This is a genomic window from Microbacterium sp. 1.5R (assembly GCF_007667425.1).
In the GTDB taxonomy this organism is placed as follows: Bacteria; Actinomycetota; Actinomycetes; order Actinomycetales; family Microbacteriaceae; genus Microbacterium.
The window spans coordinates 297,269-321,812 of the sequence record NZ_VDRC01000002.1 but is presented as its reverse complement, the minus strand read 5'-3'; the positions used below and the strand labels follow the sequence as shown (position 1 = coordinate 321,812).

Here is a 24,544-nt window from a genome sequence, read left to right as displayed (position 1 = left end):
GCCCCCGACGGGGGTCTTCACCACGAACCGGCGACCGCACGGGGCGAGGTCAGTCGCAGCCGCAGCCCCCGGCCGGGGTCTTCACCATGAAGCACACATCGCAGACGCCGTAGTCGCGCTCGACGGGCTTCGGCGCCGCCGCGACGCGCGGCGCGGCAGTCGCCCGCGGAGTCGACGAGCGCTTCGCCTTCACGGGCGCGATCGGGCGGAACTCGCTCGGATGCGTGACGTAGAAATAGGGGGCGCGGCCCTCGCTCGCCCGGAGGCGCAGCGGGGTCGAGCCGACGACGACGAGCTCGTCCTCGTCGAAACCGTTCGTGTACGTCCTCCCGATGTGCAAGCTGGCGCCTGCGCCGCGGCGAATGGCCTCGATGTACCGGCCACGGTCGATATAGGAGGAGATGCCGACGGCATCCGTGATCGCCGTGATGAACTCGTGGTTCTCTTCGGGGATGCGGTGCGCCCGCAGCGCCTCGCGCAGCGAGCGGTACGGACGGGAGGTTCCGGTGGGGGTGGGACCCTGGACTTCATTCATCTCTCCAAGGATCTCACGTCCAGACGTGGAAGACTGGCCGCATGGTTCGCGCGACGATCATCGGATCCGGTCCGAACGGCCTCGCGGCGGGGGTCGCCCTCGCCCGCGCCGGCTACGAGGTGCGGGTGCTGGAGGCCGCCGACACGATCGGCGGCGGCGTCCGAAGCGCCGAGACGACGCTGCCCGGGTTCGTCCACGACATCTGCTCGGCCGTGCATCCCGCGGCGCTGACGTCGCCGTTCTTCCAGGCGTTCGGGCTCGCCGACCGCATCGACTGGATCGTGCCCGAGATCTCGTACGCGCACCCTCTCGACGACGGTCGCGCGGGCATCGCGTGGCGCGACATCGAGAAGACCGCCGCCGGACTCGGCGTCGACGGCAAGGCCTGGCTCGCGCTGCTGCGACCGCTCAGCAGCCACATCGAGGGCGTCGTCGACTTCACCGGCAACCAGATGCTGCGGATCCCCCGGGAACCGCTCACCGCGCTGCGCTTCGGCCTGCGGATGATCGATCAGGGCACTCCGTTCGCGCGCCTCTCCTTCCGCACGGATGAGGCCGCGGGGCTCATCTCCGGCGTGCTCGCCCACGCCCCGGCGCGGATGCCGTCGCTCGCCGCCTCCGCCGCGGGGCTGCTCCTCGCGGCAGCAGGGCACGCCGGGGGTTGGATGTATCCACGCGGCGGCGCGCAGCGCATCGCCGACGCCATGGTCGCCGACATCGAGGCGCACGGCGGCACGGTCGAGTCCGGTGTACACGTCACAGACCTCGGCGACCTCGACTGGGGTGACCCGGACGCCGGCGACCTGCTGCTGCTCAACACGTCGCCTCGCCTGCTGCTGACCCACCCCGACATCCCCGATCGGTACGCCCGCACGATACAGGGCTACCGCTACGGCGCCGCCGCGGCGAAAGTCGACTTCGCCCTCGACGGACCCATCCCCTGGACCAACCCCGACGTGGCTCAGGCGCCCACCGTGCATCTCGGCGGCACCAGGGCCGAGGTCGCCGCGAGCGAGAACGCCGTCGCCCGCGGCCGGGTCAGCGAGCGTCCGTACGTGCTGACCGCGCAGCCCTCGGTGTTCGACCCGACCCGCGCTCCCGAGGGCAAGGCGGTGCTGTGGGCGTACATCCACGTGCCGGCGAATTCCGACCTCGACGCGACCGAGCTCATCACCCGACAGGTCGAGCGGTTCGCGCCCGGATTCCGAGACCGCATCCTCGCCCACCATTCGGTTCCGGCCTCGGCGCGCGAAGCGGTGAATCCCGCTGAGATCGGCGGCGACATCCTCGGTGGCGCCTTCACGCTCCCGCAGGCCATCCGTCGACCGGTACTGAGCACCGCACCGTGGCGTACCCCGATGCGGGGCGTGTACCTCGCCTCGTCCTCGACGCCGCCCGGCCCCGGCGTCAACGGCATGGCCGGCTGGCACGCGGCGCGCACAGCGCTGGCGGATGCCGGAGAGCGCGCCACCCTCGGCGACCTGTTCTGACGCACTCGTCGAACACGAGGTCGTCGGTGCGGTCCACCCCCTTCTGCGCCGGCTAGTCCACCGCCAGGATGGGGTGATGCGCTACGACATCCCCGCCCCGATGCTCGCCAAGGCGGCGGCATCCGTCCCCGATCCCTCGAAGACGACCGGCGGCCTGCTGTTCGAACCGAAGTGGGACGGCTTCCGCGGCCTGATCGCCTGGGACGGCGACACCGTGGAGATCGGCTCCCGGGGCGCGAAGCCGCTCACCCGGTACTTCCCCGAGCTCGTCGAGGCGATCCCCGAGCTCCTGCCCGGACCCTGCCTGCTCGACGGAGAGATCGTGGTCGCCACCGGCCGCGACGGAGCGCAGCGGCTGGACTGGGAGGCACTGAGTCAGCGCATCCATCCCGCCGCGTCGCGCGTCGCGAAGCTCGCCGCCGAGACCCCCGCGATGTTCGTGGCCTTCGACCTGCTCGCCGAGGGAGACGACGATCTGCTGCAGACGCCCTTCCGGGAGCGCCGCGAGCGGCTCGAGGCGTTGATGGCCGGTGTCGCGCATCCGCTGCACATCACCCGCGCCACCCGCGACCGCGACGCCGCCGTGCGCTGGCTCGCGGAGTTCGAGGGTGCAGGGCTCGACGGCGTCGTCGCCAAGCCCCTCGACCAGCCCTACGCACCGGGAAAGCGCACGCTGACCAAGATCAAGCACGCACGCACGGCCGACGTCGTGGCGGTCGGCTATCGCATCCACAAGTCGGGGAGCGGCGTGGGGTCGCTGCTCGTAGGACTGTACGACGCCGACGGGATGCTGCATCAGGTCGGCGGCGTCGCGGCATGGAGCGACAAGCGCAGACAGGAGCTCGTGGAGGAGCTGGCTCCCCTCGTGGTGCGCGACGACGACGGCGCCGCGGTCACCGGAGAGAGCGAGCGCTCACGGTTCAGCGGATCGAAGGACGTGTCGTTCGTGCGCCTGCGTCCGGAGCGCGCGCTCGAAGTGCGCTACGACCAGCTCGAAGGCGATCGGTTCCGGCACACCGTGCAGTTCGATCGGTGGCGGCCCGACCGCGATGCTCGCTCGTGCACGTACGACCAGCTCGACACCGTCGCCGGATACGACCTGGCCGATGTGATCGGCTGAACCGGAACCCGCGGGACTGCGGGATGGAGTCCAGGCGGACTGCGGGGCGGAGACCAGCGGGACTGCTCGGCGGAGGCCAGCGCGACCGCGAGGCGCAGACCACCGCGACCGCAAGGTCAGTCGCTCGTCGGATCGCCGTTCTCGTCCCAGTTCGCGGCGACCTTCTTGCTGGGCTGGACGCGCGGCGGCTCCCCCGGCATCTTCGGGAACTCCGGCGGAAACGGCATCTCGCCGAGCCCGTTCGCCTTGTCGCGCTCCCACCACTCGAGCAGCGTGTCGATCCGCCCCGGCGACGCCTGCTTCTCCGCCCACGGGTCGCCGATCTCGTCGAGCCGCTTGGGAATGCTGCGGACCGTGAAGATCGACGGGTCCAGGCCGTCGAGCTCGTCCCAGTGCACGGGCGTCGACACCGTCGCCTTCGGCAGGGCGCGCGGGCTGTAGGCACCCGCCATGGTGCGGTCGCGATTCGCCTGGTTGAAGTCGACGAAGATCCGCTCGCCGCGCTCCTCCTTCCACCAGTTCGTCGTCACCTGCTCCGGCATCCGGCGCTCCAGCTCCCGTCCGGCCGCGATCACCGCGTGCCGCACGTCCAAGAACTCGTGCCTCGCCTCGATGGGCGCGAACACGTGGAGTCCGCGGTTGCCGCTCGTCTTGGCGAACGCCTCGAGACCCGCCTCGCGCAGCACGGTCCTCAGCTCGTGCGCGGCGGTCACGGCATCCGTGAAGTCCGTCCCCGGCTGCGGGTCGAGATCGATGCGCAACTCGACCGGGTTGTCGGGATCGGTGGCGAGCGACGCCCACGGGTGGAACACGATCGTGTTCATCTGCGCTGCCCAGACGATCGCGCTCGGGCGATTCAGCACCAGTTGCGGATGCCGGCGCCCGCTGTTGTACGTCAACGTGACCGCGTCGACGAACTCCGGCGTGCCCTTCGGAGGATTCTTCGAGAAGAACCCCTCGCTGCCGACGCCATCGCGGAAGCGCTCCAGCGAGACGGGACGGTTGCCGTTGGCCGCGAGGAACGGCCCGCTCGCGAGCTGGAAGTACTCCGCCAGCTCCGCCTTGGTGATGCCGACCTCGGGCCACACCACCCTGTTAGGGCTCGACAGCGCGACCTCGCGCTCTCCGTCCGGATCGACGACGGTCAGGGTCACACGTTCGGAGGCCATGATCCGACCCTAGGGCGCGGCTGTGACACGCGGAAGCCCCGGGCGCGGGGGCGTCGCGCGAGGTCAGTCGCCCAGATCGACCGTCAGCACGAGAACGGGGGCCAGAGCCTCGCGGTCCACCGCCAGCGTCGGCCCGGCGGGATCGAGGACCACGCCGGCCATCTCCGGGTGCCTGGCGAACAGCGCGGCGAGCTGCTGCGGATCGAACGGCAGCGGTCGGTCGCCGCGCCCGAGCGCGAGCACCTCCAGCGGGTGCGAGAACAGCTGCAGGAACCGCTGGCCGTCCGGTGTCTGCGCCTCCGCGATGCCCGGCTGACCTGTGCCGCCGCCGTCGTTGACGGCGACCCACATCCGCTTGGTGGCGAGCGCCTGACCGACCTTGACCGCCGTGTCCTGCTCCCGCGGCTGCGCGATGAGCGTTTTGATCGTCATCTCGACATCGGCCTGCTCGAGTGCTTTCTCGAGCAGCTCCGTCGGGAACACGACGCGGTGCGGCGCGGATGCGTTGTCGACGATGAGGCCGGCGAAGTCACCAGCGACGACCTGCTGCAGCACTGAGGTGGTCGGCTGGGCGACCGCAGAGGTCGCCGTGGGGTCCTTCTCGAGCTGCACGGAATCGCGCACGGCCCCGGCCGAGCTGAAGGCGAGCATGAACTGCCGATCACCGTCGCGGACGACCGCGACAGACAGCGGCTTGCCTTCACTGATCTGCGCACGCGCGTCGCCGTTCACGCGGATGTACAGGTGCGCCTGCAGCGACTGACGCAGGACTCCGAGGAGCTGCTCGTTCGTGGCGCCCTGCTCGACCTGGGCCAGCGCCTCGCGGAGCAGGACGTTGTCCTTCATGCCTGCGACCGTCTCGGTCTGCTCGGGCGGCTGGGCCGGCGCGAGAGGAAGGCGACGTTCGGCCTGCTGCTCGACCGGGCGCGGAGCCGCGACTCCGCCAAAGGTCGGCGCGACCGGAGCCGACGACGTCGGGGGCGATGTCGGGGATGCGGCGTTCGGGTCGGGGAGCGAGACCTCGGGCCCCGCCTGGGCGCCGACGCCACGGAACGCCTGGACCGAGATGCCGACAGCGGGCGCAGAGCCCGACTCGGTGGAGGCGTCTGCCTCCGCGGGGGCTGAGCCGGTTGCAGCGTCTGAGCCGGTTGCGGGGTCCGAGGCGGTGGCTGAGGCCGAGCCGGTCGCTGAGGCCGAGCCGGTTGCCGTGGCGATGCTCGACTCACCGTCCGTGACAGGCTCGGCGACCGTGCCGTTCTCGTCCGCGTTCACGGTCGGAGAATCGCTGCGCTCCGCGTCCGACCGCGGGGCGGTGCCGGCGGTCTCTTCGACGCCTGACGCCGTCGTGTCGGGCTCGGTCTGGTCGGCGACGACGTCGTCAGCGGACTTCTTGCGGCGGGAGAACAGGGCCATATCAGCCAGCCTAACCCGCGATCGCGCTAGAGCTTCTCGATGGGCGCGACCTTGATCAGCAGCTTCTTCTGCCCGGCGGAATCGAAGCGCACGTGTGCGATGCGCTTCGCCCCCTCGCCCGTGACCGCATCGACGCGACCCTCCCCGAAGTCGGAATGGCGGATGCGATCGCCGGCCGACAGCTCGAGGTCGCCGTTGTCACGCATCTTGGCGGTCACGCGGTTCGGGAACTTGTCCATCGCCGTCGAGAGCGGCTTCAAGGAGTCCTTGCCCGGCAGCGGCTTCACGCCGAAACGGTCGCCGGGACCGCCGAATCCGCCCCCGCCCCCGCCCCGCCGGGCGTTCAGCGCGCGGGACTGCGTTCCTCCCCGGGAGTTGACGTCGCCGGGCGACTGCCGCCAGTCGATGAGGCCCGCGGGGATCTCCTGCAGGAACCGGCTGGGCATCGCCACCGTCACCTCGCCGAACTGGGCCCGGGTCATGGCGAGTGAGAGGTGCAGACGTTTGCGGGCTCTCGTGATGCCGACGTAGAAGAGCCGACGTTCCTCCTGGGGGCCACCGGGCTCGCCCGCCGAGATGCGGTGCGGGATGAGGTCTTCTTCGACGCCGGTGACGAAGACCGCGTCGTACTCGAGCCCCTTCGCGGTGTGCATCGTCATCAGCGACACCGTGCCCGACTCGTCGTCGAGGTCATCGGCATCCGACACGAGCGCCACCTCGGTGAGGAAGTCGACGATCGTCCCCTCGGGGTTGTTGCGCGCGAAGTCTCTCGCGACGGCCACGAACTCGTCGAGGTTCTCGACCCGCGCTTCGTCCTGCGGGTCGCGGCTCGCGCGCAGTGCGTCGAGATATCCGCTCTTCGACAGCAGCACGCTGAGGCCGTCGGCCACCGACGTCGGCGGCGGCACCTCACCCGAAGCCGGAAGCATGATCTCGGTCGCCTCGGCGAGAGTCGCGTCGAGCTGAGCGATGCCGGCCTGGATCTTCGGACCGACTCCGAGCTGTCCGGGAACGGACAGCGCCTGCCGGAACGTGATGTCGTGCTCCTCGGCGAACCTCGCGATCGCGGTCTCGGTCACATCGCCGATGCCCCGCCGCGGCTTGTTCAGAATGCGGCGCACCGCCATCTCGTCGGCGGGGTTCGCCACCGCGACGAGATAGGCGAGGGCGTCTTTGATCTCGGCCCGCTCGTAGAACTTCGTGCCGCCCATGATCTTGTACGGCACGGCCGAGCGGATGAAGATCTCCTCCAGCGCTCGCGACTGGGAGTTGGTCCGATAGAACACGGCCATCTCGGAGTACGGCATGCCAGAGCGTCGCAGCGCCTCGACCTCGTCGGCGACGAACTGGGCCTCATCGTGCTGCGAGTAGCCCGTGAAGCCGATGATCCTGTCGCCGTCGCCCTTGTCGCTCCAGAGCTTCTTGTCTTTGCGGTCGAAGTTGTTGCCGATCACCGAGTTCGCCGCCGACAGGATGTTCTGCGTCGACCGGTAGTTCTGCTCGAGCAGCACCACCCTGGCACCGGGGAAGTCGCGTTCGAACTCGCTGATGTTGCGGATGTCGGCGCCGCGGAAGGCGTAGATCGACTGGTCGGAGTCGCCGACCACGGTCAAGGACGCTCCCTCGAGCTCCGGTGTGGTCTCTGGCTCGAAGATCATCATGCCGTTCGAGGCATACGGATCGGGAGCGTCGCCGGACACGGGGCGGGTGAGCTCGTGGATCAGCGCGTACTGCGCGTGGTTCGTGTCCTGGTATTCGTCGACCAGCACATGGCGGAACCGACGACGATAGGTATCGGCCACCTGCGGGAACGCCCGGAAGAGGTACACCGTCTGACCGATCAGGTCGTCGAAGTCGAAGGCGTTGGCCTTCTGCAGCTGGCGCTGGTAATCAGTGAAGAGCTCGACGAAGATGCGCTCCGCCGGATCGCTCATGTTCGCCTGCCGCGCGTAGGCCTCGGCATCGGACAGCTCGTTCTTGAGCTTCGAGATACGCCCCTGCACCGACGCAGGAGTCAGTCCATACGCATCGGCCTCGTGCTCCTTGACGAGGCGCTTGATGAGGGCGCGCGAGTCGCCGGAATCGTAGATCGTGAAGGACTTCGTGAAGCCGAACTGCTGAGCCTCTCGCCGCAGGATGCGCACGCACGCGGAGTGGAAGGTCGAGATCCACATGCCGCGAGCGGCGTCGCCGACGATGCCCTCGACGCGCTCGCGCATCTCTCCCGCCGCCTTGTTCGTGAAGGTGATGGCGAGGATCTGGCTCGGCCACGCCTCACGCGACCGCAGCAGCGACGCGATGCGACGGGTCAGCACGCTGGTCTTGCCCGAGCCGGCACCCGCGACGATGAGCAGCGCGGGGCCGCGGTAGGTGACGGCCTCGAGCTGCTGGGGGTTCAGGCCGGCGAGGAGGTCGTCCTGGCCCTGCTCTCCTGTGGAGCGCGGGCCGACGGATCCGGGGACGATGAGGGGGGCTTCGGTCATGGCCTTCTGAGTCTAAGCGTCGGCACCGACACTGCGACCCCGGTGCACCGTGCTCGACCGCCCGGACGAGGCAGCCTCGCCTGTGGCGCTCGCCGCACCGGCGAGGCGCTCGGACGACGCCGGATCGTCCGCGATCGCTCAGCCGCGGAAGACCGCGATCCCGAGATCCGGATGGTCGACGAAGACCCCGTCGACACCGGTGCGGGCGATCGCAGCCCACTCCCCCTCGTAGTCACCGAACACGTCCTTGCCGCCCCGCCCCCGAAACTCTGCGGCCAGGAACCGGTTCTCCGGGCGGCACGTCCACGTGAACACCGTCAGCCCTCTCGCGTGCGCGTCGGCGACGATCGTGTCGCCCTTCGCCAGCAGCATCTTCTTGTCGACGCTGATGCCGTCGACGGTGCCGACCAGTTCATCGAGGCCCCGAGGGGCGACGGTCGCCCTGTAGGTCGGCGCGTGCGTGCCCTGCACGGCCGCGAGGTCGTACGGACGCCCCGCCGCCTCGATCAGATACACGTACGACGCCGGGATGCCGAGATCGCGCAGCTCGACGAGCACCGTCGACTCGAACGACTCGACGATCAGCGGCAGCTCGCCGTCGCCCCAGCCGGCGAGCCGCAGCTCCGCGGCGATCAGCGGCGCCAACGGCATCCCGATGCTCGCGAAGTACGTCGCGTGCTTCACCTCGAGCACGACCCCGATCTCTCGACCGTGCGCGACCGAGGCCTCCCGCACGATGTCCAGCACGTCGACCAGTCGCAGGATCGGCTCGGCCCCGTCGAAGCTCGCGCTCGACGGGCGCACGCCCGCCAGGCGTTCGCGACAGCGCAGCGTCGACAGCTCCTCCCACGTGAAGTCCTCGGTGAACCAGCCGGTCAGCGCCTCGCCGTCGACGCGCTTGGTCGTCCGGCGATCGCTGAACTCGGGACGCAGGGCGACGTCGGTCGTGCCGGAGATCTCGTTCTCGTGGCGGACGACGAGCACGCGATCCTTCGTGGCGACGACGTCGGGTTCGACGGCATCCACTCCCCATTCGAGCGCGAGCTCGTACGATGACCGCGTGTGCTCCGGCCGGTAGCCGGGGGCACCGCGGTGCCCGATGACGAGGGGGGAGTTCCTGGGCACGCTCACAGCGTAGAACACCCGCGCGACACGCCAGGCGGGTATCGTGGAGGGAAGCGACCTGAAACCCCTTTGGAGTGAGGCCCACCATGAGCAATTTCGCTTTCAACAACCCGGCGTTCCAGCAGCAGGATCCGCGGAACGTCGCGACCTACCCCGGTGCGCCGCAGGGCGCTCAGGGTGCGCAGGCCGCCTCGTTCCAGCACGGGACGATGGATGCCGCCGCGAACGCCCAGCTGGAGGGGATGTACGCCGCTCCCCCGGCCGGTTCGATCGAGACCGACCGCATGTCGGTCGAGGACACGGTCTGGAAGACGGCCGGCCTCTTCGCGATCCTCCTCGTCACGGCGGCCGTCGGCTGGGTGTGGACCCTGGGCGGGCTGAGCGCTCCGCGCTACGACCCGTACGGCGGCGCCGCCGTCAACATGCTTCCGTGGATCGTCGGCGCGCTCGGCGGCTTCGTGCTCGCCATGGTCATCACCTTCACCTCCCGTAAGAAGGTGCGCCCCGCGCTGATCTTCGCCTATGCGGCCTTCGAGGGTCTCTTCATCGGCGGCATCTCCGCGTTCTTCGAGGTCCGCTGGCCCGGCATCGTCACGCAGGCGACGCTCGCGACCGTCGCGGTCGTCGGCGTGACCCTCGCACTCTTCGCGAGCGGCAAGATCCGCGCATCGAAGAAGGCGACCAAGGTCTTCATGATCGCGCTGATCGGCTACGGCGTGTTCTCGCTGCTGAACCTCGTCCTCATGTGGACCGGCGTCAACCAGAACATGTTCGGCCTGTTCAGCCAGCCGGTCTTCGGCATCCCGCTCGGCCTCATCATCGGCGTCCTCGTCGTGATCATGGCGGCGTACTCGCTGGTGCTCGACTTCGACCAGATCCAGCAGGGCGTCCGCAACGGCGCTCCCCGCAAGTACGGCTGGCTCGGCGCCTTCGGCATCATGGTCACCGTCGTCTGGCTGTACGTCGAGATCCTGCGCATCATCGCGATCGCTCGCGGCAACAACTGACCCGATCAGCATCCGAAAGGCCCGCTTCCCGAGGGAAGCGGGCCTTTTGCCATACCGAGGCCGAAAAGCGCAAGGGGTTGCAGGGATCTCTCAGCAAAGGCACGCTGGTTAACGCAAAGCCCCGGCACCCCGGGGCTCCTGATTTATAGGAGCTGACCATGAGTTTTCTCGGCTTTCTTCTTCTCGGCCTCATCGCCGGAGCCATCGCCAAGCTGATCCTTCCCGGTAAGCAGGGCGGCGGCTGGTTCGTGACCCTTCTGCTCGGCGTCGTGGGCGCCCTGCTCGGCGGCTGGATCGGTTCCGCCCTCTTCAACGTCGACATGGGCGGGTTCTTCGACCTCCGCTCCTGGCTCCTCGCCATCGGCGGTTCGATCATCGTGCTGCTGATCTACGGCCTGATCGTCGGTCGCGGAAGCAAGGCGCGCAGCTGACACGTACCGCATCTGCGGTGACACAGCCAAGAACCCCCTCGGATCCTCCGAGGGGGTTCTTCTGTTGCTATGGCGATACGGGCCGCCGGCGTCACCCGCCTGCCGCCTTCGCCTCGAGCATCGCGCGCTCGCGATCGTTGCCGGCGAGCGCCGCCGCCGTCGCGAACTCGCTGCGGGCCTCCTCGACACGACCGAGTCGCAGCAGCAGCTCGGCGCGGGTCGCTGACAGCAGGTGATACCCGCGCAGAGCACCCGATTCCGCGAGCGCGTCGAGGATGCGCAGAGCGGACGCCGGACCCGTGGCCATCGCGACGGCGGCCGCCCGGTTGAGCTCGACCACCGGCGACGGTGCGATGCGCCCGAGCGCCTCGTACAACAGCACGATGCGCTCCCAATCCGTCTCCTCCACCGACGCCGCCGTCGCATGGCATTCGGCGATCGCTGCCTGCAACCCGTAGGCACCGCGCCCGGTGCCGACGGCGTCCGCCGCCGCGAGCGCCGCCCTCCCCCGCGCGATGCGGCCTCGATCCCAGCGACTGCGGTCCTGGTCGGCGAGCAGGACCGGGTCACCGTGGCTGTCGAGGCGGGCCGGGAAGCGCGCCGCCGTGAGCTCCATGAGCGCGAGCAGGCTGTGCGCATCGCGCTCGCGCGGCATGAGGGACACGAGCACTCGCGTGAGCCGGATGGCCTCGACGCTGAGCTCCGGTCGCATCCAGTCGGCGCCATGCGATGCCGTGTGGCCCTCGTTGAAGATCAGGTAGAGCACGCCGAGGATGGCGACGAGGCGTGCGGCGTGCTCCTCTCGGGGAGGAACCTCGAAGGGCACGTTCGCCGCCGCCAGGGTCTTCTTCGCCCGCACGATCCGCTGCTGCACCGTTGCCGTCGGCACCAGGAACGCTCGGGCGATCTCCTCCGCGGACAGACCTCCGATGACGCGAAGCGTGAGCGCCACCTGCGCCTCGCGCGACAGCACGGGGTGACAGGAGATGAAGATCAGACGCAGGACGTCGTCGTCGACGGCATCCGGATCCCACGGCGGCGCGTCCGCCGCCTCCGCCTGCTCCCGCTCCAGGTCTTGGGCGATCACCGCGATCCTGTCGTCGAGCCGTTCGCGACGCCGCCATCCGTCGACGGCCTTGCGCTTGGCGACCGCCGTGAGCCAGGCCGCGCCGTTCCGCGGCACGCCGTCGACCGGCCATTGCCGAAGAGCATCGACGACGGCCTCCTGTGCGAGGTCCTCCGCGAGTGCGAAGTCACCGACGAGGCGCGTGAGGGTGGCGACGATCTTCGCCGACTCGATCCGCCACACGGCGGCGACGGCACGCTCCGCTGCTCCCCCGTCGGGGTCGGGGCGCGCCCTCTCGCCGGCATCCGCATCGGTCATGTCACTGCTGGGCGCGCTGCGCCTGCTCCTGCCGCCAGCCCTCTTCCTTCTCGATCCACTCGTTGTCGGCCGGGAAGTCGGAGACATCGGTCACGCGGCGCACCTCGAGGAACGAGCCCTTGCCGAGCGGAGCCCGTCGCGCCCACTCCGCCGCCTCTTCGCGGCTCGACACCTCGAGGATCCAGAAGCCGTTGAACAGTTCCTTCGTCTCACCGTAGGGGCCGTCCGTGATGAGCGGGGTCTCCGTGGAGAAATCGACGACGAACCCCTCGGCCGCGTCCGTGAGGCCCTCACCGGCAGCGAGCACTCCGGCCTTGATCATCGACTCGTTGTAGGCGCCCATGGCGGCGATGACCTGCTCGAACGGCATCTCCTTGTACGCCTCGACGGCCTCGTCGGTCGCGCGCATGATCAGCATGTACTTCATGGTTGTTCTCCTGTTCGGTGGGGCCGGGATTCGACCCTCTCATTGAAGACGTCGAACGGGAACGACCGGAATCGACATCCGATCGGACAATTCTCGAAAAGATTCCTCACATCGTCGAGACCCCGGGATAGCGACGAGACCCCGCCCTGCTGCGATCAGCAGGGCGGGGTCTCGGCGCTTACGCGGGGTCTCGGCGGACGCGCGTCACTCCCACTCGATGGTCCCCGGCGGCTTCGACGTCACGTCGAGGACGACGCGGTTGACGTCGCGGACGCTGTTCGTGATGCGGTTGGAGATCTTCGACAGCACGTCGTAGGGAAGACGCGTCCAGTCGGCGGTCATGGCGTCTTCGCTGGAGACAGGACGCAGCACGATCGGGTGCCCGTAGGTGCGGCCGTCGCCCTGCACGCCCACCGAGCGGACATCGGCGAGCAGCACGACCGGGCACTGCCAGATGTCCTGGTCGAGTCCAGCCTTCGTGAGCTCCTCGCGGGCGATGGCGTCGGCCTCGCGCAGGATCTCCAGGCGGTCCTTCGTGACCTCGCCGATGATGCGGATGCCGAGACCGGGCCCGGGGAACGGCTGACGGCCCACGATCGCCTCGGGGATGCCGAGCTCGCGGCCGATCGCACGCACCTCGTCCTTGAAGAGGGCGCGCAGCGGCTCGATGAGCTCGAAGTCGAGGTCATCGGGCAGACCGCCGACGTTGTGGTGCGACTTGATGTTCGCGGTACCGGCGCCGCCGCCCGACTCGACGACGTCGGGGTAGAGCGTGCCCTGCACGAGGAACTTCACCGGGGCCCCGCCTGAGGCCTTCGCCTCGGCGACGAGGTCGAGCTGCACCTTCTCGAACGCACGGATGAACTCGCGCCCGATGATCTTGCGCTTCTCTTCGGGGTCGGTCACGCCTTCGAGGTGGCCGAGGAACGTGTCGGCCGCGTCGACCGTGATGAGACGCACGCCGGTGGACTCGACGTAGTCCTTCTCGACCTGCTCGCGCTCGCCCTTGCGAAGGAGCCCGTGGTCGACGAAGACGGCGGTCAGCTGGTCGCCGATGGCCTTGTGGACGAGAGCCGTGGAGACCGCGGAGTCGACGCCGCCGGACAGCGCGGAGATGACCCGGGCATCGCCGACCTGCTCGCGGATGCGCTCGACCTGCTCGGCGATGACGTTGTCGGGATTCCAGTCGGACGCGAGACCCGCACCCTTGTGCAGGAAGTTCTCGAGCACGCGCTGGCCGTGGTCGGAGTGCTTGACCTCTGGGTGCCACTGCACACCGTAGAACCGGCGCTGCTCGTCGGCGAACGCGGCGACCTTGGTGGCGCTCGTGGTCGCGAGGACCTCGAAGCCCTCGGGGGCCGTCGCGACCTGGTCGCCGTGGCTCATCCACACGTTCTGCTCGCTGGGCTGTCCGCCGAGGAGCGTTCCGCCGTCGCCGGAGACGACCGCGTCGGTCGCGCCGTACTCGCGCAGGCCCGTGTTCGCGACCTCGCCGCCGAGGGTCTGCGCCATGTACTGGAAGCCGTAGCAGATGCCCAGGGTGGGGACGCCGAGGTCGAACACGGCGGGGTCGAGGCGCGGAGCGCCCTCCTCGTACACGGACGAGGGACCACCGGACAGGATGATCGCCACGGGGTTCTTCTCGGCGATCTCGGCGGCGGTCGCCGTATGCGGCACGATCTCGCTGTAGACGCCGGCCTCACGGACGCGGCGGGCGATCAGCTGCGCGTACTGCGCGCCGAAGTCGACGACGAGCGCAGGGCGCTGCTGGGTCTCGGTCTGTTCGGTCACCGGGCACCTTCCGTGGCAGGGGCGGAGGCATCGGCGGCCTCCCGAGTAGCGAGGTAGGCCTTGACGTCGCGGGCGACGATGGCCTCCATGAAGAACGAGAGCAGCGGGATGACGCCGCCGAGGGCGAGGAGGATGAACCGCAGGAACGGCCACCGCATCAGGCTCCACATGCGGAAGCATGCGAAGAGGTAGACGACGTAGAACCAGCCGTGCGCGACGAGGATGCCGAGCGAGAGGTTGAATCCGTCGCCGGTCGATTCGAGGCCCTCAGGACCTTCGACGACCTGCGCGAACCACAGCGGACCGCCCGAGCCGCCCGCGAAGAGCTCGAGGTGGATCGGCGTGTACTTGAGCACCATCTCGGCGACCAGCAGGAGCAGCATGACTCCGGTGATGATCGACGCGATCTGGTAGAACTTCAGCGCACCACGGATCGCCGGAAAGCTGGCGACTTTCGGTTCGGGCATGGACCCAGTCTAGTCGGCACGACCGCGCCCACGATCCGGCGTCGAGGCTCGCTTCGACGGGCGTCGAGCAGGTCGCCCGCACCGGTCTCGGTGACCACCCTGGCCGCGTGCGCGAGGCTGCGCAGAACGCCGGGACGGGCTCCGACGGGCCGCTCCGCGAGCGGCCCGTCTGCCTGGCTCAGGGCTCGAGACGGCCGACGGCGTCGAGGATGTCGGCGATCTCGGTGCGGGTCGTGTAGTCCACATGGATGTCGGCGAAGACGACGGTGCCGGCGTCATCGACGACGAGGACCGTGGGGAACGGGATGTCGCCCGTGGCATCGGCGTTGCTGTCGGCCACATCGAAGCCGAGCCGGGTGTGCGCGGCCCGCGCATCGGCGGAGGGCTCGGTGACGATGCCCAGCGCACGACTGAGGACGTTGCCCGGGTCGGACAGCACGGGGAACTCGAGGTCACCGTTCGTGATGGCCTGCTCCGACCCGGTGGGGGTCTGCGGGCTGACCGCGACGAGCTTGACACCCCGGCTCGTCAGGGCGGGGAGGAGGTCGCGCTGGTAGCTCTTCAGCGTGATGTTGCAGTAGGGGCACCACGCCCCGCGGTAGAAGACAAGCACCGCCGCCGACCCGTCCAGCACGTCGCGCAATGGCACGCTGTCACCGGCCGTCGTGGTCAGGTCCGCAGCAGGAAGGCGGTCCCCGACCGCGACCACACCGTCAGGCACGCCTGCGGCGTTGAGGGCCTGCTGCTCGTGGTCGAAGACGGCGGAGAGCTCGGGGCCGATCTGAGCGGTGAAACCGGCGTTGAATTCGTCGACCTGGGTCGCGATCGTCTGCGTGGCCATCGGTTGAGCCTTTCGGGTGTGCGCAAGAGCGGAATGGTGCGGGTGTGCCGAGCGTAATCAACGCTTCCGGGCGGAAGCTCGCTGCTGTCACACGGCGAAATGAACCGGTCGCAGCGCGGATGCGGGAAGCACGAAGGCCACCGGGATCGCTCCCGACGGCCTCCGTGTGCGTCATACGCGTGCTGCGATCAGAACCATCCGGTGATGAGGTCCCAGATCCAGTCGATGATGCCGCCGATGATGCCGCCGATCCCGCCCGCGCGGTTCACGGTGACGGTGGCCGTCGCCGCATCGCCGTCGGCCTGCGACACGACGACCGTGTACTTGCCCGGCTGCGTGCTCTTCGGCACCGTCACGCTCGTCGAGAAGGTTCCGTCGGCCTTGGCCTGCACGGTGCCGACCTGGATCGGCGCGCCCTTCTTCGGCTCGAGCACGATGGTCAGGGTCTCCCCCGGCTCGAAGTCCGCACCGGTGACGCGGAGCTTCTTGCCTGCGGCGACCTTCGAATCGGCAGTGATCGTGCCCGCGAACTCCTCGGGCTCCTCGCCCGAGATGGTGAACGGGATCTGCACCGTGGTGCCGGTGGAGGCGACCGTGGCGGTGAGCGGCTGCTCGCCGAACACCCCCGTCGGCACGGTGAACGTGAGCGACGCGCGTCCTGCCTCGTCGGTCGTGTCGACGATCGTGGGATCGACCGCGCCGGCCGCCACCTGCGTGCCACCGAGCGACAGGGTCACCTCACCGGGTGCCCCCTCGCCGCCGCTGAACGCCAGCGACGAGAGAGCGACCGTGACCTGGTCGCCCGCCGTGTAGCCGTCGGCATCTGGAGCGCTCACCGTCACACCCACCGCGCGCTGGGCGAGGTCGGGGGTCGCGGTCTTGTTCGCGTCGAACCAGTCGACCATCGACTGCAGGTCGATCTTGCCGGTGTCGCGCTTGCCCGTGCCCTCGCGGAAGGTGAAGAAGTTGTCCCCACCGGCCGCCAGGAACGAGTTCGCGGCAACCGTATAGCTCGCCGACGGGTCGATGGGCGTGCCGTTGAGCGTGATCGAGGTGACACGTGCGCCCTGTGCCGCGGTCGGGTCGTACGTGTAGACGAGCCCTTCCGAGACGCCGAGCTTGAGGAACGGCCGCGCCGCCCCCGATGGCTGCCACTGCTCCTCGAGAACGCCCTTCAGCTGCGAACCGGTGAGAGTGAGCGTCACCAGCGTGTTGGCGAACGGCTGCACCGTCGCCGCCTCGCGGTAGGTGACGTTGCCCGCCGGATCGCTCGCGTTCGACGACGCGTACGTGAGGTTGGCACGGATGCCACCCGGGTTCATGAGGGCGATATCCGCGCCCGTGGACCACTTCTGCACGTCAGCCACGAAGTTCCCGATCGTCGACTCACCACCGCGGTTCTCCGAGCCGTTCGCCTGACGCGCCCGGTTGAAGTCGGCGGTGATGTCGCCCACCTTGACGGCGCCGAGCACGTCGGCGTCGGCTTTCGCCTTCGCGACGATGTCGGCGACCGCGGGAACGGCCGGGTACAGCGGCTGGCCGTTCGCGGTGAGGGGCTTGATCTCGTTGGTGATCGAGAGCAGCTCCTTCGTCTTCGGGTCGACCTGGATGTTCATCAGCCCGAGGTTCTCGCCGTACTGGCCGGCCGAGATCACGGGGCGGCCGTCGATCACGTGGTTGTAGGCGAGGTGGGTGTGGGCCGAGACGATCGCGTTCACGTCGTCGTCGACGCCGTAGACGACCTCGCCGAGGGGCGAGTCCGGCGTGATGCTCGACAGCTCGACGCTCGCCGCACCCTCGTGCACGAGGAGGACGATGACGTCGGCCTCGCCGTTCGACGGGTCGCCGTCCTTGAGGTCGGCTGCCACGGAGTTGACGGAATCCGCGATGCTCCGCACCTCGAGGTCGGCGATGCCCTCCGGGGAGACCAGGGAATCGAGGTCCTCCGTGACGGCGCCGATGAAACCGACCTTGACGCCGTCGAGCTCCTTCACCCAGGCCGGGGCGAGCGCCGGCTCACCCGTCTCGGTGAGGAACACGTTCGACGAGATGTACTCCCAGTCAGCGCGGTCCTGCACACGGTCGCGCAGGTCCTCCCACCCCTGATCGAACTCGTGGTTGCCCGCTGCGCTCACGTCGAGACCGGCGGCGTTGAGCGCATCGATCGTGGGGTTGTCGTCGTTGATGAACGAGGTGAACGTCGATGCGCCGATCAGATCGCCGACACCGGCGAAGATCGTGTTCGGGTTCTCCGAGCGGAACTGCTGCACGGCACCCGCGACCACCGCGGCACCGGCGGCGGCGCCGTCGGCCTCGATGCGACCGTGGAAGTCGTTCATGGTGACGACGTCGATGCTCACGGGCGGGATCTCCGAGGAGACGCCGACGATGATCGGGTCGTGGTCGCTCGACCGGAACGGCGTGCCGGCCTCGGTGGCGCCGAAGGCGTAGCCGCGGTCGCTCCACTCGGGCGAGTTGATGCTCCAGACACCCGCACCCGTGATCGAGGCGGCCAGCGACGGCGAGGCGAGCACGTGGTCGAGCGAGCCGAGCTCGCCGTCGAACGAGTACGTGTGCTGGCCCGGTGCCTTCTCAGGGGCGACGTCGCTCCATCCCGCGCTCGTGAAGACGTCGATCGGGTCTTCCTTCGCGTAGGCGTTGAAATCGCCGATCAGCAGGATGTCGCTGCTGCCCGTCTTGTCTTCGATCGTCGCGGTGAAGCCCTCGAGCGACTTCGCCTGGGCGACACGATCGGCGTTGAAGAAGCCCTGGCCGTCGGCCGGTTCCGCCCCGCCGCCGTCGGGGGCCGACTTCGACTTGAAGTGGTTGGCGACGACGGTGACCGTGCGGCCGTCGATGTCGAACGCCTGGGCGATCGGCTCGCGCGCGTTGCCCCACACGCTCTCGTCGGTGACGGTGAGGCTGTCGCCGACGGTGGACACGTCATCCTTCTTGTAGATGATGGCGCTCGTGATGAAGTCGGTCGTGGCAGCGTTGTTCAGGGCCGCCGGGGTGCGCACGTAATCCCACACGTCTCCGCCCGCGGCGTCGTTGAGGCCGTCGACGAGGTCGGCGAGCGCCGAGTCGAGCGACCCGCCCAGCTTGATCGAGTTCTCGATCTCCATGAGCGAGACGATCTCCGCGTCGAGGCCGTTGATCGCCGCGACGATCTTCGACTTCTGGATCGCGAACTGCGCGGCGTTCGCCGCACCGCGCGCGTTGGAGTTCTGGCTCTTCAACGTCGTGAAGTAGTTGAAGACGTTGAACGACGCGACCTGCACGTCACCGCCGACCGTCGGCGCGGTCTCGACGCGCGGGTTGGTCGCCTCGAAGCCGACCTTGACCGCCGCGGGCGACGCACTGTCGATCGGCACCACGGGCTGCAAACGCCAGTCGTCGAACCCGTACGACAGCACGTAGGAGTTGTCGCGGAAGTCCACCGTGTCGCCGTTGCGGACCACGAGGTCCTTCGTGAAGTACGGCTGGTCGTTCGGGTGGCCGTTGTTCGAGACCTGGATGGACCAGCCGTCGTCGAGCAGCAGGCGGTTCGCGCGGTTGGCCGCCGCGATGGCCGCGGCCTCGTCGCCTGGACGCGCGAGCTCGGTGCTCTTCACATTCAACTCGTCGCCGGCGTTCAGCCAGAGTGCGCCGAAGTTGTAGAGCTGGTGGCTCGACGCGACGCGGTAGGTGCCGGCCGGCGCGACGAGCATGCTCTCGTACTGCTCGCGATCGGCGCCGACCACCGTGTCGGGCAGCGGGGTGGCCGCAGGCACGCCGACGCCCGCCTGCATCACCGACACTCCGGCGAGGGATGCGGGGTTGATCTGCGTCTGACCGAAGTACTCGCTCACCGAGCCGGTCACCGACACGAGGTCGCCGATCGCGAGCGTCGGGGCGAGCGCGTCGAGGAACACGAAGACGCCGTCGGATGCCCCGGGGGTCGCGTCGGCCTCACCGCCCGATCCCTGAGTCTGGATGACGATGCCCTTGTAGCCGCCCGTGCGGTAGTCGGCCGTCACGACGCCTTCGACCGTCACGGTCTGACCGTTCAGGGGCGAGATGTCAGTCGTGCCCTGGACCTCGGCGATCGACACCTTCGCGGGTTCGGTGCCCGGATCCGTACCCGGGTCCTCAGGATCGGTGCCGGGGTCGGTGCCGCCCGAGTTCTGCGGCGTGATCGAGGCCGACAGGGTGAAGTCCACGCTGTTGTCGTCGGTGTCCTTGCCGCCGGTGCGGTTCAGCGACTTCACGTCGGTGTTGCCTGCGGGGGCAGGAGCCGCCTTCGTCTCGAACGTGTTGGACGAGCCGTAGCCGAGCACGTCGACCACGCCGTCGACGCCGGTCACCGAGCCTGGGGTCAGGGTGACCGCCGCGGTGCCCTCCACGAGCGCGAGGGTGCCGGCGCTCCCGCCGGGGTTGAGGTTGCCGGTCGCATCGGGGGTCGGTAGCGCGGCGCCGTTCGCGCCGTTGCTGCCGCCCTGCACGAGGTAGTACCCGCGGGCCGGGATGCTGCCGCTCAGCGGCGCGACGCCGTTGGCGTTGCCCGTGCCGCCGGCCGATCGGTACTGCAGCGAGAGGCCGTCGAGGACCACCGGTGCATCCGTCGGGTTGTACAGCTCGACGAACTTGTTCGTGTACGCGGCACCGGCGCTGCCTCCGGACAGGTACGCCTCGTTGATGACGACCCCCGTCCCCGACACGTCGGCGGACGCGGGCGCCGCGATCAGGGCGCTGGCGCCCAGGGCTGCGACGCAGGTGGCGGCGAGGGCGCCGAGACGCCCCCGGCCTCTGCGATCTGACCCGGGAACCTCGCGGTTCGCGGCGTCGGAAGCGAGCATCATCGGTGTTGTCTCCTCGGTTTCGTCGGGTGACGGCTCTCGTGGAACCAGGGCTGCGCACCCTCACAGCCGGCGCACATGATGCGAGCTTATGAAGGCCCTCCGACATCATCAACGGAGTTTTCCCATTGGTCACCGAGCGCTAACCGAATGGCTGGAACCGACCCCCGACGAAGGTGGAATACCGGTACAGCGGACGCTCGAATGTGCGGGGGCGGCTGCGCGGATGCGCAGGATCAGCCCCGCGAACACTCCCGTCGGCCGACGCTCCGCCGCGCTGCACGACGTCGAACGTCGGGCCGGGAGGCCGTCAGGCGCTCTCCGCCGTCGAGTCCTCGAACTCCTCGACCTCGCGCTCCCAGGCGTCCTTCGCCAGGCGGTACCAGAGGTAGAAGGCGAAGCCGGCGAAGATCGCCCACTCGGCGGCGTAGAACACGTTCAACCAGTTCACGGGCGACTGCTCGGCGGGTGCCGGCGACGCGATGTCGGAGAGCCCCGCCGACGCGGTCGTCGACGCGAGGTATGGCCGATACATGTCGAGTCCGTCGACGTTGTGCCACGTACTCAGCAGCGCGGCCGGCGACATGCGGTCGATGCGATGCGGGTCGTCCTCGGGCGGCACCGCCGGCCCCTCGTCCGAGATGATCCGACCGGTCACCTCGACGACCGAGCCGTCGGCGTCGCGGTTCAGGGCGTCGACGGCGTCCTCCGCGGCATCGCGATCGGCGGTCCAGCCGATCGCCACGGCGATCGAGGTCTTCTCGGCGACGCGCAGCTGGCCCGTCACCCAGAAGCCCGAGACGTCGTCGTTGAACCTGCTCGAGACGATGACGAAGTCGTCGGCCACCCAGCTGCCCGACGTCTCGACGCGCTGCCCCACGAGGGGCTCGGCGAGGTACTCCCCCGGCTCGACCACGTCGGTGAGCGGACGCACGTTCTCCGTGGCACCGGCGGGAGCCGGATCGGTCTCGATCGCCCGCTCCAGCTGCCATTGGCCGAGCCAGGCGAACACACCGGCGACCACCAGGCACAGCAGAAGCATCCCGATCCAGCGTCCGCGCAGCATGACCTCGCGGAGGGTGGGCGGGAACAGAGCGGGCGATGTCACGGTGATGCGCGGGGCCTCAGGCCTCGTACGGAGCGAGCACGACCTCGACGCGCTGGAACTCCTTGAGGTCGGAGTATCCGGTGGTCGCCATCGACTTGCGCAGCGCACCGATGAGGTTCGCGGTGCCGTCGGCGACCGGGGCGGGCCCGTACAGGATCTCCTCGAGCGTGCCGATGCCGCCGACCTCGACGCGGCGACCCCGCGGGAGCTGCGGGTGGTGCGCCTCGGGACCCCAGTGGAAACCGTGGCCGGGCGCGTCAGTGGCTCGCGCGAGCGCGACGCCGAGCATGACGGCATCCGCGCCCATGGCCAGTGCCTTGACGATGTCGCCCGACGTGCCGACGCCGCCGTCGGCGATCACATGCACGTAGCGGCCGCCCGACTCGTCGAGGTAGTCGCGCCGAGCGGCGGCGACGTCGGAGACGGCCGTCGCCATCGGGGCGTGGATGCCGAGGGTCGCGCGCGTCGTCGACGCCGCTCCCCCGCCGAAGCCGACGAGCACACCGGCGGCGCCCGTGCGCATGAGGTGCAGCGCGGCAGTGTACGTCGCGGCCCCGCCGACGATCACTGGCACGTCGAGGTCGTAGATGAACTTCTTCAGGTTGAGCGGCTCGTCGACGCTCGACACGTGCTCGGCCGAGACCGTGGTGCCGCGGATCACGAACAGGTCGACCCCGGCTGCGGCGACCGTGTCGTAGAACTGCTGGGTGCGCTGCGGTGTCAGCGAACCGGCGACCGTGACGCCGGCCTCGCGGATCTCGGCCAGACGGCGGGTGATGAGTTCAGGCTTGATGGGCTCGGCGTAGAGCTGCTGCATGCGCACGGTGGCGGAGTCGCCGGAAAGCGCGGCGATCTCGGCGAGCAGCGGCTCGGGGTCTTCGTAGCGTGTCCACAGGCCCTCGAGGTCGAGGACCCCCAGGCCGCCGAGCTGACCGAGCATGATGGCGGTACGCGGGCTCACGACCGAGTCCATCGGCGCACCGAGCACAGGGATGTCGAAGCCGAACGCATCGATCGTCCATGCGGTCGACACGTCCTCCGGGTTGCGTGTGCGCCGCGACGGCACCACCGCGATGTCGTCGAACGTGTATGCGCGGCGCGCGCGCTTGCCTCGGCCGAGCTCGATCTCCATGGTCACCCCTCCAGACTACCGGGCGCGCACGACGGCCGACGGCGGCGGGATGCCGGGGCGGTCTCTGCGTTCCGCCTCAGCGCGAGCGGACCACACGCCGCTCGTCCCAGACCGGCTCGTCGGCCTCGTACACACGGCCGTCCGATCCGAAGACGAGGAAGCGGTCGAACGACCGCGCGAACCACCGGTCGTGGGTCACCGCCAGCACGGTGCCCTCGAATCGCGTCAGCGCGTCCTCCAGGGCCTCGGCCGACTCGAGGTCGAGGTTGTCGGTCGGCTCGTCGAGCAGCAGCAGCGTCGCGCCCGAGAGCTCGAGCAGCAGCACCTGGAACCGCGCCTGCTGCCCACCGGAGAGCGACTCGAACGTCTGCTGCGCCTGACGCACGAGGCCGTACCGGTCGAGCGCCGAGCTCGCGGCATCCCGCGGCATCCCCGCACGCCGTTCGTCCCCTCGGTGCAGGATCTCCAGCAGGGTGCGCCCCACGAACTCAGGGTGCGCGTGCGTCTGCGCGAACAGCCCCGGCGCCACCCGCGCACCCAGCACCGCGGCCCCGGTGTGCACGACGGCGGAGAGCTGCTCCCCCGTCGGAGTCACGTGGCCGAGGCTCGGATCCGGATCACTGCCGCCCCGCGCGAGCAGCCGCAGGAAGTGCGACTTCCCCGACCCGTTCGAACCCAGGACGGCCACCCTGTCGCCGTACCAGACCTCGAGGTCGAAGGGCCGCATGAGTCCTGTCAGCTCCAGTCGCTCGGCGACGACCGCGCGCTTCCCCGTGCGCGAGCCGCGCAACCGCATGTCGAAGTCCTGCGTCGGCGGTCGCTCCTCGGGCGGACCGGCGTCCTCGAACCGTCGCAGCCGCGTCTGCGCCGCCTGATACCTCGACGCGAAGCCGTCGTTCGCAGACGCCTTGACCTTGAGGGTCGCGACGAGCACGAGCAGCTTCTCGTGCTGCTCGTCCCAACGCCTGCGCAGCTCGTCAAGACGTTCCATCCGGTCGGTGCGCGCCTGGTGATACGTCGCGAAGCCGCCACCGTGCACCCAGGCCGTCGCGCCGGCCCCGCCCGGCTCGAGGGTGATCAGGCGGTCGACGGCGCGCGCCAGCAGCTCCCGGTCGTGCGACACGAGCAGCACGGTCTTGGGCGTCTGGCGCAGCTGCTCCTCGAGCCAGCGCTTGGTCGGCACATCGAGGTAGTTGTCCGGTTCGTCGAGCAGCAGCACCTGGTCGGGTCCGCGCAGCAGGGCCTCGAGAGCCAGCCGCTTCTGCTCGCCACCCGACAGGGTCGTGAGCTCCCGGTACCTCGCCCGGTCGAACGGCACTCCGAGCGCGGCCACCGTGCACCGATCCCAGACGGTCTCGTGCTCGTACCCTCCGGCGTCCGCGTATTCGGCGATCGCCGCAGCGTAGGCCATCTGGGTGTCGTGCTCATCGCGGTCGATCAGCGCGTTCTCGGCATCGTCCAACCCCTGAGCGGCGGCACGGATGCGCGAGGGGGCGACGCGCACGAGCAGATCGTGCACCGTCTCGCCGGGCCCCCCGTGCCCGACGAACTGATCCATGACGCCGAGGCCACCGTCGATGGTCACGACTCCGGCATCCGCCGCCTGGTCGCCTCGGATGATGCGCAGCAACGTCGTCTTGCCGGCGCCGTTGGGTCCGATCAGCGCGCTCGTCGACCCGGATCCGACGCGGAAGGCGACCTCGTCGAGCAGCGGCCTGCCGTCGGGCAGGGTCAGAGAGACTCCTGCGACATCGATGTATCCCACGGTCCGGGCCGTCCTTCC

The 24,544-nt window shown here is 69.4% G+C and carries 18 protein-coding genes; 4 read left to right on the top strand and 14 right to left on the bottom strand.

Features of this window, described 5'->3' with window-relative positions; translation table 11 throughout:
• Positions 1-49: 49 nt before the first annotated feature.
• Positions 50-535 carry a hypothetical protein gene (locus tag FSY98_RS12495; RefSeq protein WP_144877000.1) on the bottom strand — a complete coding sequence of 162 codons (486 nt, stop codon included), beginning with the start codon at positions 533-535 and terminating at the stop codon, positions 50-52.
• 41 nt (positions 536-576) lie between these two features.
• Here FSY98_RS12495 and FSY98_RS12490 point away from each other — a divergent pair, with 41 nt between their 5' ends.
• Together FSY98_RS12490 and FSY98_RS12485 are read left to right on the top strand one after the other, a co-directional pair.
• A complete protein-coding gene (locus tag FSY98_RS12490) occupies positions 577-2,025 on the top strand; it encodes an NAD(P)/FAD-dependent oxidoreductase (RefSeq protein WP_144876999.1) in 1,449 nt (482 codons plus the stop codon).
• Between the two features lie 76 nt (positions 2,026-2,101).
• A complete protein-coding gene (locus FSY98_RS12485) occupies positions 2,102-3,145 on the top strand; it encodes an ATP-dependent DNA ligase (protein WP_144876998.1) in 1,044 nt (347 codons plus the stop codon).
• Positions 3,146-3,261: 116 nt separating this feature from the next.
• Here FSY98_RS12485 and ligD read toward each other — a convergent pair whose 3' ends face one another.
• From ligD to FSY98_RS12460, 4 genes are all read right to left on the bottom strand, one after another.
• Positions 3,262-4,314: a non-homologous end-joining DNA ligase gene (ligD, locus tag FSY98_RS12480; protein ID WP_144876997.1), complete on the bottom strand. Its 1,053-nt coding sequence runs from the start codon at positions 4,312-4,314 to the stop codon at positions 3,262-3,264.
• A 63-nt stretch (positions 4,315-4,377) separates the two neighbouring features.
• Entirely contained in the window at positions 4,378-5,727 is a 1,350-nt protein-coding gene (locus FSY98_RS16760) for an SseB family protein (protein ID WP_186307672.1), read from the bottom strand.
• Between the two features lie 26 nt (positions 5,728-5,753).
• Complete coding sequence (locus tag FSY98_RS12465; protein ID WP_144876994.1) at positions 5,754-8,210, bottom strand: ATP-dependent helicase; 2,457 nt, start codon at positions 8,208-8,210, stop codon at positions 5,754-5,756.
• Between the two features lie 138 nt (positions 8,211-8,348).
• Positions 8,349-9,335 (bottom strand): glycerophosphodiester phosphodiesterase family protein, encoded by a 987-nt coding sequence (locus tag FSY98_RS12460; protein ID WP_144876993.1) that lies wholly within the window; start codon positions 9,333-9,335, stop codon positions 8,349-8,351.
• 86 nt (positions 9,336-9,421) lie between these two features.
• Between FSY98_RS12460 and FSY98_RS12455 the strand changes: the two genes are divergently transcribed.
• Both FSY98_RS12455 and FSY98_RS12450 read left to right on the top strand, forming a co-directional pair.
• Positions 9,422-10,342 carry a Bax inhibitor-1/YccA family protein gene (locus FSY98_RS12455; RefSeq protein WP_144876992.1) on the top strand — a complete coding sequence of 307 codons (921 nt, stop codon included), beginning with the start codon at positions 9,422-9,424 and terminating at the stop codon, positions 10,340-10,342.
• Positions 10,343-10,500: 158 nt separating this feature from the next.
• Complete coding sequence (locus tag FSY98_RS12450; protein WP_144876991.1) at positions 10,501-10,773, top strand: GlsB/YeaQ/YmgE family stress response membrane protein; 273 nt, start codon at positions 10,501-10,503, stop codon at positions 10,771-10,773.
• Between the two features lie 91 nt (positions 10,774-10,864).
• Here the strand turns inward: FSY98_RS12450 and FSY98_RS12445 are convergent, their stop codons facing one another.
• The 9 genes from FSY98_RS12445 to FSY98_RS12405 all read right to left on the bottom strand — a co-directional run bounded on the left by FSY98_RS12445 (position 10,865) and on the right by FSY98_RS12405 (position 24,526).
• The gene (locus tag FSY98_RS12445; protein WP_144876990.1) at positions 10,865-12,157 is read right to left on the bottom strand and encodes an RNA polymerase sigma factor; all 1,293 of its coding nucleotides are present in this window, start codon (positions 12,155-12,157) and stop codon (positions 10,865-10,867) included.
• A 1-nt stretch (position 12,158) separates the two neighbouring features.
• Positions 12,159-12,584 carry a YciI family protein gene (locus tag FSY98_RS12440; RefSeq protein WP_144876989.1) on the bottom strand — a complete coding sequence of 142 codons (426 nt, stop codon included), beginning with the start codon at positions 12,582-12,584 and terminating at the stop codon, positions 12,159-12,161.
• 204 nt (positions 12,585-12,788) lie between these two features.
• The gene (guaA, locus tag FSY98_RS12435) at positions 12,789-14,375 is read right to left on the bottom strand and encodes a glutamine-hydrolyzing GMP synthase (RefSeq protein ID WP_144876988.1); all 1,587 of its coding nucleotides are present in this window, start codon (positions 14,373-14,375) and stop codon (positions 12,789-12,791) included.
• Complete coding sequence (locus tag FSY98_RS12430) at positions 14,372-14,842, bottom strand: DUF3817 domain-containing protein (RefSeq protein ID WP_144876987.1); 471 nt, start codon at positions 14,840-14,842, stop codon at positions 14,372-14,374. The genes guaA and FSY98_RS12430 overlap by 4 nt, the downstream gene beginning before the upstream one ends.
• A gap of 178 nt (positions 14,843-15,020) precedes the next feature.
• On the bottom strand, positions 15,021-15,683 hold the full coding sequence (locus FSY98_RS12425) for a peroxiredoxin-like family protein (RefSeq protein WP_144876986.1): 663 nt from the start codon (positions 15,681-15,683) through the stop codon (positions 15,021-15,023).
• Between the two features lie 188 nt (positions 15,684-15,871).
• The gene (locus FSY98_RS12420; protein WP_144876985.1) at positions 15,872-20,524 is read right to left on the bottom strand and encodes an ExeM/NucH family extracellular endonuclease; all 4,653 of its coding nucleotides are present in this window, start codon (positions 20,522-20,524) and stop codon (positions 15,872-15,874) included.
• Positions 20,525-20,831: 307 nt separating this feature from the next.
• Complete coding sequence (locus tag FSY98_RS12415) at positions 20,832-21,587, bottom strand: SURF1 family protein (protein WP_144877716.1); 756 nt, start codon at positions 21,585-21,587, stop codon at positions 20,832-20,834.
• Between the two features lie 58 nt (positions 21,588-21,645).
• Positions 21,646-22,761 (bottom strand): GuaB3 family IMP dehydrogenase-related protein, encoded by a 1,116-nt coding sequence (locus FSY98_RS12410; protein WP_144877715.1) that lies wholly within the window; start codon positions 22,759-22,761, stop codon positions 21,646-21,648.
• 76 nt (positions 22,762-22,837) lie between these two features.
• Positions 22,838-24,526 carry an ABC-F family ATP-binding cassette domain-containing protein gene (locus FSY98_RS12405; RefSeq protein ID WP_144876984.1) on the bottom strand — a complete coding sequence of 563 codons (1,689 nt, stop codon included), beginning with the start codon at positions 24,524-24,526 and terminating at the stop codon, positions 22,838-22,840.
• Positions 24,527-24,544: the final 18 nt, after the last annotated feature.

What these genes read in the sequence shown, in the direction of transcription:
- FSY98_RS12495 (WP_144877000.1), bottom strand. Translation starts at nt 535, where the DNA reads ATGAATGAAGTCCAGGGTCCCACCCCCACCGGAACCTCCCGTCCGTAC.
- FSY98_RS12490 (WP_144876999.1), top strand. Translation starts at nt 577, where the DNA reads ATGGTTCGCGCGACGATCATCGGATCCGGTCCGAACGGCCTCGCGGCG.
- FSY98_RS12485 (WP_144876998.1), top strand. Translation starts at nt 2,102, where the DNA reads ATGCGCTACGACATCCCCGCCCCGATGCTCGCCAAGGCGGCGGCATCC.
- ligD (WP_144876997.1), bottom strand. Translation starts at nt 4,314, where the DNA reads ATGGCCTCCGAACGTGTGACCCTGACCGTCGTCGATCCGGACGGAGAG.
- FSY98_RS16760 (WP_186307672.1), bottom strand. Translation starts at nt 5,727, where the DNA reads ATGGCCCTGTTCTCCCGCCGCAAGAAGTCCGCTGACGACGTCGTCGCC.
- FSY98_RS12465 (WP_144876994.1), bottom strand. Translation starts at nt 8,210, where the DNA reads ATGACCGAAGCCCCCCTCATCGTCCCCGGATCCGTCGGCCCGCGCTCC.
- FSY98_RS12455 (WP_144876992.1), top strand. Translation starts at nt 9,422, where the DNA reads ATGAGCAATTTCGCTTTCAACAACCCGGCGTTCCAGCAGCAGGATCCG.
- FSY98_RS12450 (WP_144876991.1), top strand. Translation starts at nt 10,501, where the DNA reads ATGAGTTTTCTCGGCTTTCTTCTTCTCGGCCTCATCGCCGGAGCCATC.
- FSY98_RS12445 (WP_144876990.1), bottom strand. Translation starts at nt 12,157, where the DNA reads ATGACCGATGCGGATGCCGGCGAGAGGGCGCGCCCCGACCCCGACGGG.
- FSY98_RS12440 (WP_144876989.1), bottom strand. Translation starts at nt 12,584, where the DNA reads ATGAAGTACATGCTGATCATGCGCGCGACCGACGAGGCCGTCGAGGCG.
- FSY98_RS12430 (WP_144876987.1), bottom strand. Translation starts at nt 14,842, where the DNA reads ATGCCCGAACCGAAAGTCGCCAGCTTTCCGGCGATCCGTGGTGCGCTG.
- FSY98_RS12425 (WP_144876986.1), bottom strand. Translation starts at nt 15,683, where the DNA reads ATGGCCACGCAGACGATCGCGACCCAGGTCGACGAATTCAACGCCGGT.
- FSY98_RS12420 (WP_144876985.1), bottom strand. Translation starts at nt 20,524, where the DNA reads ATGATGCTCGCTTCCGACGCCGCGAACCGCGAGGTTCCCGGGTCAGAT.
- FSY98_RS12415 (WP_144877716.1), bottom strand. Translation starts at nt 21,587, where the DNA reads ATGCTGCGCGGACGCTGGATCGGGATGCTTCTGCTGTGCCTGGTGGTC.
- FSY98_RS12410 (WP_144877715.1), bottom strand. Translation starts at nt 22,761, where the DNA reads ATGGAGATCGAGCTCGGCCGAGGCAAGCGCGCGCGCCGCGCATACACG.